At 39.2% G+C, this 11704-nt stretch carries 11 protein-coding genes; 7 read left to right on the top strand and 4 right to left on the bottom strand.

Annotated elements, in window-relative coordinates; translation table 11 throughout:
- Window positions 1-294 precede the first annotated feature (294 nt).
- On the top strand, window positions 295-1629 hold the full coding sequence (locus C0979_RS09090) for an MATE family efflux transporter (protein ID WP_101695663.1): 1335 nt from the start codon (window positions 295-297) through the stop codon (window positions 1627-1629).
- A gap of 114 nt (window positions 1630-1743) precedes the next feature.
- Here the strand turns inward: C0979_RS09090 and C0979_RS09085 are convergent, their stop codons facing one another.
- Entirely contained in the window at window positions 1744-3108 is a 1365-nt protein-coding gene (locus C0979_RS09085; protein WP_101695662.1) for an APC family permease, read from the bottom strand.
- Between the two features lie 25 nt (window positions 3109-3133).
- Window positions 3134-3823: a cysteine hydrolase family protein gene (locus C0979_RS09080; protein WP_101695661.1), complete on the bottom strand. Its 690-nt coding sequence runs from the start codon at window positions 3821-3823 to the stop codon at window positions 3134-3136.
- Between the two features lie 233 nt (window positions 3824-4056).
- Between C0979_RS09080 and C0979_RS09075 the strand changes: the two genes are divergently transcribed.
- Complete coding sequence (locus C0979_RS09075; RefSeq protein WP_101695660.1) at window positions 4057-4785, top strand: response regulator transcription factor; 729 nt, start codon at window positions 4057-4059, stop codon at window positions 4783-4785.
- Between the two features lies 1 nt (window position 4786).
- A complete protein-coding gene (locus tag C0979_RS09070) occupies window positions 4787-5995 on the top strand; it encodes a sensor histidine kinase (protein WP_101695659.1) in 1209 nt (402 codons plus the stop codon).
- Window positions 5996-5998: 3 nt separating this feature from the next.
- Here C0979_RS09070 and C0979_RS09065 read toward each other — a convergent pair whose 3' ends face one another.
- Both C0979_RS09065 and coaBC read right to left on the bottom strand, forming a co-directional pair.
- Window positions 5999-6202: a hypothetical protein gene (locus C0979_RS09065; RefSeq protein ID WP_101695658.1), complete on the bottom strand. Its 204-nt coding sequence runs from the start codon at window positions 6200-6202 to the stop codon at window positions 5999-6001.
- A 25-nt stretch (window positions 6203-6227) separates the two neighbouring features.
- The gene (gene coaBC, locus C0979_RS09060) at window positions 6228-7424 is read right to left on the bottom strand and encodes a bifunctional phosphopantothenoylcysteine decarboxylase/phosphopantothenate--cysteine ligase CoaBC (protein WP_101695657.1); all 1197 of its coding nucleotides are present in this window, start codon (window positions 7422-7424) and stop codon (window positions 6228-6230) included.
- A gap of 223 nt (window positions 7425-7647) precedes the next feature.
- Here coaBC and C0979_RS09055 point away from each other — a divergent pair, with 223 nt between their 5' ends.
- From C0979_RS09055 to C0979_RS09040, 4 genes are all read left to right on the top strand, one after another.
- Window positions 7648-8304, top strand: coding sequence for an ECF transporter S component (locus C0979_RS09055; RefSeq protein ID WP_101695656.1), 657 nt, complete (start codon window positions 7648-7650; stop codon window positions 8302-8304).
- 127 nt (window positions 8305-8431) lie between these two features.
- On the top strand, window positions 8432-9253 hold the full coding sequence (locus tag C0979_RS09050) for a hypothetical protein (RefSeq protein ID WP_101695655.1): 822 nt from the start codon (window positions 8432-8434) through the stop codon (window positions 9251-9253).
- 15 nt (window positions 9254-9268) lie between these two features.
- Entirely contained in the window at window positions 9269-10645 is a 1377-nt protein-coding gene (locus C0979_RS09045; RefSeq protein ID WP_101695654.1) for a radical SAM/SPASM domain-containing protein, read from the top strand.
- Window positions 10629-11636: a hypothetical protein gene (locus C0979_RS09040; RefSeq protein ID WP_101695653.1), complete on the top strand. Its 1008-nt coding sequence runs from the start codon at window positions 10629-10631 to the stop codon at window positions 11634-11636. Before C0979_RS09045 ends, C0979_RS09040 begins: the two co-directional genes overlap by 17 nt.
- Window positions 11637-11704: the final 68 nt, after the last annotated feature.

Genomic DNA, 11704 nt, shown 5'->3' with positions numbered 1-11704 from the left:
GAGGTAGATAGGACAGAGGTGGAAGTGTGGTAACACATGTAGCTGACTGTTACTAATCGGTCGAGGGCATGACCAAGCAAGGTGATAGGTAAAAGGATGAAAACGTTTCTTATATGCAGTTTTGAAGGTACATCATTAAAGACAATCAGCATGAAGCTGGTTGTTTTTTTGTGTGCAAATATTGATTGACATCTGTTTTTCATAATGATATTATGTAATAACTTGGCCAAAAATATCTTTATTTTACATGGAATAATATAAAGTTGCATATGAAATAAAATGAGGAGGGGTACTATGAGTAATTCAATCAGTCAGGAATTTAGATTATTTTCGTTGTTAAGATTCGCATTGCCGTCTATGATTATGATGGTATTTATGTCATTATATACGATTATAGACGGTATCTTTGTGTCCAGATTGGTTGGCAGTGAAGCATTATCGGCAATCAATATTGTTTTTCCGGTTTTAAATGTACTAATTGCTGTTGGAATTATGTTAGCATCCGGGGGAAGCGCTGTAATTGCCAAGAAATTCGGAGAAGATAAATCAGAAGAAGCTAGAAGAAACTTTTCTATGCTTGTGATAATTGGCGTTTTGTTTGGAGTAGTAACGATGATCTTAGGAAATCTGGCAATTACACCTATTGTAAATATGCTTGGCTCTACTCCGTTAATTGAGGAAGAGTGTATCACATATCTCAGTATTTCTTTGTATTTTTCTCCGGCATGTATGATGCAAATGTTATTTCAGACTTTTTTTGTTACGGCAGGGAAACCGCACATTGGTTTAGCAGTGACAATCTGCGGTGGAATTACGAATGCAGTGTTGGATTATATATTTATGGGACCTTTACATATGGGAATTTCAGGTGCAGCGCTGGCAACGGGATTGGGACAGTTGATACCTGCATTAATAGGTCTATTTTATTTCTTTTTTATGAAAAATGAGCTCCATTTTGTGAAGCCGATCTTTGATATAAAAGTATTAAAAGACAGTTGTCTGAACGGATCTTCTGAAATGGTAACTAATTTATCAAATGCGGTAATTACGTATTTATTTAATATTATTATGCTGGAGTTGATGGGAGAGAAGGGGGTTGCTGCGATCACGATCGTATTATACGGACAATTTCTATTTAATGCACTCTATATGGGATTCTCTATGGGAGTAGCTCCGGTGTTCAGCTTTAATTATGGAAGAAAGAATGAAGCTCTTTTAAGACGGATATACAAAATATGCGTGTTATTCATTGTTGTTTCCTCTGTAATTATTACGGTAATAGCGCTGGCAGGTTCCGATTTGATCGTGGCAATCTTTACGCCGCGGCACACGGAGACATTTGCCATAGCGGTGGGAGGTTTTTTCTTCTTTTCATTTAATTACCTTTTTGCAGGGATTAATATATTTGCGTCATCAATGTTTACTGCGTTTTCTGATGGAAAAGTTTCTGCGATCATTTCTTTTTTGCGGACCTTCGGTTTTCTGGTTGTGTGTATTTTATTGCTTCCAAAGGGTTTAGGTGACAGTGGTGTATGGTTGGCAGTGCCGGTTGCAGAATGTCTGACGGTATTTATATCTATTTGGTTTTTCTGGAAAAAAAGAAATGTATATCATTATATGGGAAAGTAAGGACAGATTTCGCGAGTATATTTTTTGAATTTATTTGGGATTTAAGAGAAAGGCTAAAAGAGGGTAGTATCACTTTAGGTAAGAGTTGATACTACCCTAAAATAATTTTGTTTTTTAATAATCTTTTCCGATATCTTCGGGTGTCAGTGTAACATATTCATGCTTACCATCTTTTGTTTTACGCCCAACTAATAGGAACATAATAAGACCAATTGCGCAGTAAGCAAATAAGGAAATGTAACCTCCTAAGTTTAGTTCCATACAAGATCCAATAATAATCCATACGGAAATGATCATACCAGCAATAAACAGGAGATTTCCACCAGGAGCCCTATAAGGACGCTTCCACTCTGGATGTTTCTTGCGTAAGACCATAGCATCTAGACAGCAAGCAAAGTATACTAGGCCCGCAGCAACACAAGATACAGCGTAGATGTACTGAACCCAGTTATCACCACTGAAAATGCAGAAGAAAATAGTAAAGATTAAAACAACGGTGTTAGCAGCTACAGGCTGACCTTTTGAATTTAATTTTGTAAATACTTTTGGTAATTGATTTAATTGGCCGGCACCATAAAGTACACGCGCAGATGAAGTCCAAAAGCCCATTAAAGTAGTCAGTGCGTGAAGAATACCAGATATAATTGCAATAATGGCAATAATCTGAGGTAGAGAATACATTTTTATAAATTCCGGCTCTGGCATGCCCATTTCTTGAACCATTGTCCATGGTCCCATACCTCCGATAGCCATGACAACGACGAAGTATAAGATTGCAGGAACAAAGAGTGCAGACAAAATAACTTTCCACATTTTGGAAACTGGGAAATTTGTTTCTTCAATCATAGTAGGAGTCATCTCAAATCCGATAAATTTCAGTGAAAATACAGCCATAGCAATGAAGACCCCATGGAAACCTTTCGGGAATAATCCGCCATCGGCTACAATATTTGATGCGGACCAATGACCACTAAAGAATAGAGAGCAGCTTACGATCAAAGATCCGATAATCATAGTAAAAAAGAAGATATTCGCAAGTTTTCCAGTAATTCCAATGTTAAAGTTTGAAATAATATACCAAAGAATAACAATGGCAATTGCAACGTATACAGAGCTTCCTTCTGGAATTGGAACGAAGTAACTAATTGCGGTAATAAAAATAAATGCCATCATTGGTGGTTCTACAACTTGAACGAGAAACATCATCCATTGAGCTGCCCAACCAGCTTTATGTCCGAAAGCATTTGTTGTCCAAATATCTACTGCTGAGGCAAATGGAAGCATTGCAGTCAATTCTGAGAATGTAAGACCAATTGGAATCAAAAGGATGGCAAGCAATGGGAAAATGATTGCTGCACCAGCTCCAGTTACTGAAAACCAATAAGGTGCCTCCGCAAGCCATCCACCGATGACAGCACCTGATGCAAGAGCAACCATGGAGACAAAACTTAGATTACGTTTTAATTTAGGTTCTGACATAGTATCCCTCCTTTTTATGAGTATATTATGATAATGCCTCAATTAATTCATCTGTGTTGATAACATGACAATAAATATTATTTAGGATCTCTAATTCATTGTCTTGAATTCTCTGCGTTGAAGCCATACAAGCATCTTCGATCAGCCATACCTTAAAACTTTCATCGGCAAGACTGCGTACAGTTCCAGATACACATTGATCAGTAAGAACACCTGTAACAACTACGGTGTCAATCCCCATGTTGTTAAGCCATAGTCTAAGACTGGTTCCAGCTAAAACACTATCGGTAGTTTTGGTAACGACAATCTCATCGTCAAGTGGCTTTAATTCCGGAACAATTTCAGCAGAAGGTGTTCCTGGAGGAAGAAGAAGCTCATTATAACCGGTTGCTTTCTGATCTAAAGAACGATCACTTCCATCTTTTTTCTGACATTGGATTTTTGCAAAGCATATATTCATATTCCGATCACGAAATGCCTGCAATAATCTTTGATTGTTTGGAACAACGACGGAATCAATCTTAGAGAAGAACGGCTCCCATCTTTCCGCCTCGGCCAATTCTTCGGGGGTGGGGTTTTCTAAGGTTGGTCGTGTAATAAAAACATGCTGCATATCAATAACTAAAAGCGCTGTTTTCTTGGGATCAATCTTAATTTCTCCCATGTCGTTATCATTCTCATAGTAAAATGATACGTATCGGTTGTTTACTCTCATCGTATATACCTCCTTATATATGTGATAAATTATGAATTGTTTGTATTATAAATATCTTTATAGATAATGTCTATATAAAATTGGATTGTTGATAAGCAAGGCGAAGAATATGATAAAAAAATATCAAAGTATGCTGATTTTATGAAATTATTTGTTAAAATTGTTTTTATTTTCTTTGGTTTATGACAAAGAATTGTGGTAATATTATAATAACGAGATAAGGTGGTGACTATATGTTCAAAGTGATCATTGCGGATGATGAGGTAATAGAGATTGAATATTTACATAAAATGTTTCGGAAGCACTCAGAAGAATTTCATGTTGTAGGGACCGCTTCCAATGGTGAAGAGGTCTTAAGGATAGTTGAGGAGACAAATCCCGACGTGATTATTCTAGATATTTGTATGCCCGGAAAAGATGGACTTGAGGTAGCAGAAGAGGTGAAAAGAAGGTTTCCAGATATCTGTGTTATTCTAAATACTGCATTTGCAGAATTTGAGTTTGCGAGAAAAGCGATTGAATATCAAGTAGATGCCTACTTATTAAAGCCGGCTTCGGAAACATTTATTATAGAAACAATCAAAAAATGTTTGAAGAAAAAGAAGAGAGAGGAAATAGAGGAGAGAGAAGAGGAATTAGGGAATCAAAATTTAGATTGTGTTATTAATTATATTGAAAGACATTATAACGAATCTATTTCACTTAAAGAGTTAGCAAACATTGCTCATTTTAGTCCAACATATCTTTCGCGTATGTTCAACCAAGAAATGAGATGTACACTTTGCAATTATGTTAATAAAAAAAGAATTGATAATGCAAAAAGATTACTTATAAAAGCAGAACGGAGCATCCAGGAAATTGCAATGGAATGTGGGTTTATTAATATTTCTCATTTTAATAGAGTGTTTAAGAACCTAGTTGGAAAATCACCGATGGAATACAAAAAGGAAAGTGAGAAATAACATGGATTTGAGAGATATTGTTACCGAAGAATTTCAACAGGAAATTCAGGAGTCGTTTGCGTATGCGACAGGTTTTGGTGTTGTTTTTATAGATAAGGAAGGAAAGCACATCGGAGAAGGAAGTAATTTTACCGATTTTTGTAAACAGATAAACGGTACAGAGGAGGGTGCAAGGTACTGTGCAAGATCTAATTGTCAAGCAGTGCATATTGCATTAAAGACACAAAAGCCAAGTATTTATATCTGTCATGCAGGGCTTGTAAATATTGAGATCCCTTTAATTTGTGATGGATGTTATGCAGGAGCAGTGACGGCTGGTCAAGTATTCTGTTCAGAAAAAGGATATTATCCACAGGATTTTCATTCCAATGTTTCAGGGTGGTTGTCGGATAAAAAATTATCAGAATATTATAAAAGGATTAAAACACTAACACCACAGCAGATTGAGGCGGTTGCCACTGCTCTAGCCAATATTTCTAATTATATTTTGCAGAATTTTGCATATCGTCAAGCACAGGAAAAATTTTTACTTTATGAGAAAAAGCAGGCAGAATTAGAAAATCAGTTGAAGGATGCACAATTAAATATGCTGCAGAAACAAGTGACACCACACTTCATTTTTAATGTAATTAATTCGGCATCTAGAATGGTAGCATTAGAACAATATGAAAAGGCAGAAAAAATGTTAAATTCTTTTGCAGGAATGATGCGTTACAATTTAAGAAATTTAAAAACTTATGTAACGATTGAAGAAGAGTTTGATTATATAGAAAAATATTTATTTATTCAAAAGATTCGTTTTGGGTCAAGGATAAAGTACGAAGTATCTTGTGAAAAGATGTTAAAAAATTTTTCAATACCTTTTTTTTCTGTTCAGCCACTGGTAGAAAATTCTATTGAGCATGGAATCTTACAGAGAGTACAAGGGGGAAGTATTTCGGTTGTTTGTAAAAAGCAAAAAAATTCGGTTATTATTAAGGTGGAGGATGACGGAGTAGGAATTCCTGAAGAGATACTTCAAAATATCAAAGAAAAATTATTTCTGAGTGAGCAGGAGGCCGTGGTAGATCATATAGGAATTTATAATTGTTGCCATCGGTTGAAGCTTTTCTTTGATGAGAAGATAAAGTTTGATATTTATAGTGAAAAAAACAAAGGGACGAAAGTAGAGATTGTCATTCGATGTAATTTGCGGCCTCCGACATTATAGAGCCTACAGGCTCATCTCTACAAGATGAGCTACTGCTTCCATGTCATCTTCCATAAATCCCTGAGCGCAGGTCAGAATGGTTTCTATATAATCGAGAGAAAGTGACAGCTCCTCTGCAATCTGATTCATTGTCATCCCCGATTCGTTTCGGGTGATGACATTTTTAACGTCTTCTTTAATTTCTGAAAATGAAAGTTTTTCGTTCATATTAGAAAGCTCCTTATTTGTTTTATTAGAAAGTTTTTAATTCTAAAATCTTGTCAATCAATCGGAAAGCCACCTGATCTTTACCCATGATGGGGAGTTCTGTAACTGTGTCAGGGGTAATAAATGTAACAATATTGGTATCCGTTTCGAAACCAGCGCCTGCCATCTTTAAGTTATTGGCTACGATCATGTCGAGATTTTTCTTCTGCAATTTTTTTTGCGAATTCTCTAACATGTTCTCGGTCTCCATGGAAAATCCGCACAAGAATTGACCTGGCCGCTTGTGCTCTCCCAGATATTTCAGAATATCGTCAGTGCGTTCCAGAGGAATTGCAAGCTCTGCGTCCGATTTTTTCACCTTTTCATCGGCGATATGGCTTGGCCGGTAATCGGCAACAGCTGCCGCTTTGATGATAAGATCCATTTCTGGAGCATGGGAGGTGACGGCGTCAAACATGTCTTTTGCAGAAGTGACAGGAATAGTACGGACGAACATTGGTGCAGCCAGTGCAGTTTTGCCGCTTACCAGTGTGACATCTGCCCCGCGAAGCATACAGATCTTTGCGATATTATATCCCATTTTTCCGGAAGAATGATTGGTTAAGTAGCGGACAGGATCCAAAGCTTCTTGAGTTGGGCCTGCTGTGACCAGAACTTTCATTCCGGTCATGTCCTTTTTGCAGGCACAGACTTTATAGATATATTCAATCAATGTCTCAGGTTCTGGCATTTTTCCGGCACCCACATCTCCGCAGGCAAGGCGTCCGCTTGCGGGAGTGACGACTTCCATGCCGTACTTTTGAAGCAGAGCAAGGTTATCCTGGGTGACAGGATTTTCATACATACCTGTATTCATTGCCGGGGCAATGATCTTAGGAGCCTTGCTTGCAAGAACGGTTGTTGTCAGCATATCATCGGCCAGACCATGTGCGAGCTTAGCGATCACATTGGCGGTGGCGGGCGCAATCATAATGGCATCTGCCTTCTGTGCAAGAGATACATGTTCTACGCTAAATTCAAAATTTCGGTCGAAGGTATCAGTGATACATTTGTGTCCGGTTAAAGTTTCGAATGTAATTGGAGTAATGAAATTCTTGGCATTCTCCGTCATAATAACGCGGACTTCTGCTCCGGCTTTGACAAGGAGACTGGCAAGGGATGCGCTTTTATAAGCGGCAATGCCTCCGGTAACCCCAAGAAGAATGGTTTTTCCTGTTAACATAGCAACTTAATCCTTTCTTATATAATGTCAAATTCAAAAAAATCCTGCAAAAATTATTAGAATTGTTAGAATCATTAATTATCACTATATCCTGTTTTTCGTTATCTTTCAAGGACAGAATTGAAAAATAATACTTGTTGATAAGTAGGTATAGATGTTATACTAGCAAAGTAATTGTATTGTATCTCGCCTAGCGGGAATGATAACAAGGAGGAATTGAATAATGGAAACAAAGAAACACGACACTCGTTGGTTAGTCAGTGTTGCACTTATGGCAGCAATCATTATCGTGTTGGCAAATACGCCGCTTGGAATGATTCAGCTCCCTATTATTAAGGCGACAACTGTACACATTCCGGTAATTATCGGAGCGATCTTGTTAGGACCTTCTGCAGGAGCAATGTTGGGAGCGGTATTTGGAGTATGTTCGTTAATAAGTAATACGATGGCACCGACTCTTTTATCATTTGCATTCTCTCCTTTTATGAGTACGACAGGGATACCGGGAGCGCTGAAAGCGATCTGGATTTCAGTCGGATGTAGAGTGTTAATAGGAGTAGTGGCAGGATGGTTGTGGAATTTCTTACAAAAGATGCATGTAAACAACTGGATTGCACTTCCGGTAGTAGGATTTGTCGGTTCTATGGTAAATACGATTTCTGTTATGGGCAGTATTTATTTACTATTTGCACAGCAGTATGCAGAAGCCAAGGAGGTTGGTATTACAGCCGTATGGGGACTGATTATGGGAACGGTAACGGCGTCGGGAATTCCAGAGGCGGTTGCGGCGGCAGTGCTGGTGACGGCTCTTGGGAGAGCATTAGTACAGGCATTTCGGAAAATGAATATTGGAACAGGCTGTGCACAGACTGTTCGTTAAGAAAGATCAGATCTTCTTTCATCGGGAATTTTTGTTTTTGAAAATTTCCGATGTCAGAAGGTCTTTTTTGATGACTGGTTAAAGGAAAAATGATAAGATATGGATAATGAGCTAGGAGGTGGCACAAATGGAAACGGCAGTGGTAAAAGCATATCGAAATACAAACGCAGTCCGAAGATTTTTTAATGGAACGCTGGGAACGATATTCTGTATTTTACTTATAATGGTTCTGTTTTTCAGCGAAGGTGGAGCGATGGTGGTAAGGCTTATCGTTCTTGGAATTATTTTTCTGGGACTGCAATTGGGGAAAAAAGGAATCTTAAAATATTTGGATCGGCAGGAGTATCTGTTTTATGAAGATCGGATTGAAGTGGCCGGCTGGAAGAAAAAAGTGATTCCCTATGACGAGATCCTGATGACACTTCAAACAAGAAGGATACAGGTCAGAAAAGAGATGTTCTGTATTCCGATTGGGGAAAAGGGATTTTTAAAGCTTCAGTATGAGATTGGAGAGAAGAGACGGGAACGAAAACAGAGGGAATGTATTGCATTTTTAAATGAGAAATTTCCGGTTCCGCTGCCGGAAATGACGAACCGAATGAAGGATATCCTTGATAGGAATTATTATTTTTCGAAAATGCGTAAGACGAGTGGAAGATGGATTTTGGTTTGTGCGCTGATTCATGGCTTTTTGCTGGCGGCAATTGGTGGGTTGGAGATGATGATGATGACGGTTATGGCTCTTGTTTTACAGCTTACGTTTCTTTTTACGATGTTTCACAGGACAGAGTGGGGAAGGAAAGCAAGAGCCAGGCTTGATGAAGAACTGAAGGAATATCCGCATTTGGAAGTGAAGGTGAAGCAGGTTACATATACCAGAGTTTGGATTGTGACAGCCGTTTACATTTTGTTGTATCTGTTTTGGTTTTGGGTTTATCTGGCGGTATAAAGATGGAGGAGTTTCATGTTACGTGAAAAATATTATGAATGGAAAAACTGGAAAGAAATGGTACATACGACATGGAATCCAGATGGCCCGGGGGCAATTCGGATTCATTTGATTCCACCTAGATTTTCTTTGTGGAAATTCGTGCCGTCGGTGGTAATTCTGAATGGGAATCAGATCCTGCCGCTTAATGAGTCCTGGGCGATTTTGCTTACTGAGTTTATTCGGCATCTGAATGAACACGGGGAAAAAACCATGACGGAGGAGGAATTGGATGAGTTTTTAGACGAGACGTGCAACGAGGTTCAGAAGGTATATCCGTCTGCTTCCAGAGAACGACTGATGGAAGATCTGGATCAGATGGCGGGAGTTTTTGAAGATATTGCAAGAGGAAGAGAGCCGAAACTTAAGATTGGACAAATGAGTATTGGAGAATATGCGCCTTATATGAAGGCGCCTCATCGGATGGATTTGATGGTGAGTTCCATGGAAAAAGAGGGGAAATGGAACTGTAATCAGAAATGCCTGCATTGTTATGCAGCGGGACAGAAGTATGCAGAGACAAAAGAGCTGACGACACAGGAGTGGAAAAAGGTAATCCAAGCGTGCCGGAATGCAGGGATTGTACAGCTTACTTTCACGGGAGGAGAGCCGACCATGAGAGAGGATCTGCCAGAGCTAATTGGAGAAGCGAAATGGTTCATTACTCGTTTAAATACGAATGGAATAAGGTTGACGAAAGAGTATTGTAAGAAACTTCGGGAGGCAGAACTAGATAATGTCCAGATTACATTATATTCAAATAACCGTGATATCCATAATTGCCTGACAGGTTCTAAGCATTTTGATCAAACAGTAGAAGGAATTAAAAATGCGGTCAGCGCTGGGGTGTCTGTTAATGTGAATACACCATTGTGCACGCAAAATCAAGATTATGTAGAAACAGTAAAGTTTCTTAAGTCACTTGGCGTTGTCTACGTGACCTGTTCTGGGTTGATACCAACGGGAAATGCAAAGACAGAAGCATCGGCGTCTATGCGTTTGTCTAAAGAAGAGATTGCCAGGTGTGTAGGGGATGCCGCGGAATTTTGCTTTCAAAATCAGATGGAGATTACGTTTACATCTCCGGGATGGCTTTCAGAGTCCTTCTTTCAGGAAAGAGGAATGGAGACGCCATCCTGTGGAGCGGCACTTAGTAATATGGCAGTGACACCGGACGGAAAAGCGGTAGCATGTCAGAGTTGTCTGGATCGGGAGATTTTGGGTGATATGTTGCTGGATGACTGGAAAAAGATTTGGAAAAATCCAAAATGCAGGAAATATCGGGAATATGCGGCAAAGATGTTTAAGAAGTGCCCGCTTTGGGAGGAGGAAATACATGAGGACAGAGAATAGATGGATAAAAAGCTGTCTGAGAGTTCTCATGTTATGTCTGTGTTTTTTTGTGTTTGGCCAAAATGCAAGAGCCAAAGAGCAGCCTCTTGACGAGATCGAGAGGGAATCTATTTGGCTGGAAACACGGGATGATGGGTCTCTTGACATTACATATGAAATTGATTGGAAGGTACTAGATGATACCAGTGAAGGGCCGCTTGAGTGGGTGAAGATCGGAATTCCGAATGAATATGTAGAAGAGATCACGCCGCTAAGCGGCAGTATCGATGAGATTTCCTATTATGTAGATGATGGAGAATATGTTCGGATTGATCTTGACCGGGAATACAGGGAGGGTGAGTCGGTTCGGATGAAATTTTCGATTCATCAGCATCAAATGTATCAAAATGATAAGGATGCCTACCGCTATACTTTTACGCCGGGGTGGTTTGATGAGATGGAAATTAAGGAGCTGGCAATTGCTTGGAAGGCAGAGGAAGGAACGCTTTCTTCTATGGAGGAAACCAGTTTAAATGGAGAAAAGTGGTATATAGAAAGGTTTTCCAACCTTAAACCGGGAGAAAAAATAAGTATAAAGATGGAGTATCCTAAAAATCAATATGCGTTTTGTGATGATTATAACAAGAGGGCCAGAGAGGGAAGCCAGGCGGATATGGTCATGACAATCGTTATGTTTGGGGGATGTATGGCAGTGCTGCCCTTAACAGCGGTTGTAATGTATGCATTTCGGAAAAAATGGTTTCAGAAAGATAATTACGAAAGACATTCTGGTCTTGGGACGGCTTACGTAAAAAGGAGCGGTACTTATTATGGACACGGACGCTCCGGAGGCGGAGGCTGCGCATGTGCATGTGCCTGTGCATGCGCTGGTGGAGGACGAGCCGGATGTTCCAGAAAGGATTTCTATTATCGGCGTATGATACAAATGGGTTTCGGGCAGTGTGATGCAAAAGGTCTCAAACAGAGATTTGACAATTTAGAAGAAAAATAGTACAATAATGCAGATATTCATAAGATGAGGTTGGAAATGCAACCATATTTTAAAACAGAAAAGGAAAG

Source organism: Dorea phocaeensis, assembly GCF_900240315.1.
In the GTDB taxonomy this organism is placed as follows: domain Bacteria; phylum Bacillota; class Clostridia; order Lachnospirales; family Lachnospiraceae; genus Dorea_B; species Dorea_B phocaeensis.
This window is presented reverse-complemented; position numbering and strand designations above follow the sequence as displayed.

Bases quoted from the DNA above. Each gene is read 5' to 3' on its own strand.
- C0979_RS09090 (WP_101695663.1), top strand. From the start codon at position 295: ATGAGTAATTCAATCAGTCAGGAATTTAGATTATTTTCGTTGTTAAGA.
- C0979_RS09085 (WP_101695662.1), bottom strand. From the start codon at position 3,108: ATGTCAGAACCTAAATTAAAACGTAATCTAAGTTTTGTCTCCATGGTT.
- C0979_RS09080 (WP_101695661.1), bottom strand. From the start codon at position 3,823: ATGAGAGTAAACAACCGATACGTATCATTTTACTATGAGAATGATAAC.
- C0979_RS09075 (WP_101695660.1), top strand. From the start codon at position 4,057: ATGTTCAAAGTGATCATTGCGGATGATGAGGTAATAGAGATTGAATAT.
- C0979_RS09070 (WP_101695659.1), top strand. From the start codon at position 4,787: ATGGATTTGAGAGATATTGTTACCGAAGAATTTCAACAGGAAATTCAG.
- C0979_RS09065 (WP_101695658.1), bottom strand. From the start codon at position 6,202: ATGAACGAAAAACTTTCATTTTCAGAAATTAAAGAAGACGTTAAAAAT.
- coaBC (WP_101695657.1), bottom strand. From the start codon at position 7,424: ATGTTAACAGGAAAAACCATTCTTCTTGGGGTTACCGGAGGCATTGCC.
- C0979_RS09055 (WP_101695656.1), top strand. From the start codon at position 7,648: ATGGAAACAAAGAAACACGACACTCGTTGGTTAGTCAGTGTTGCACTT.
- C0979_RS09050 (WP_101695655.1), top strand. From the start codon at position 8,432: ATGGAAACGGCAGTGGTAAAAGCATATCGAAATACAAACGCAGTCCGA.
- C0979_RS09045 (WP_101695654.1), top strand. From the start codon at position 9,269: ATGTTACGTGAAAAATATTATGAATGGAAAAACTGGAAAGAAATGGTA.
- C0979_RS09040 (WP_101695653.1), top strand. From the start codon at position 10,629: ATGAGGACAGAGAATAGATGGATAAAAAGCTGTCTGAGAGTTCTCATG.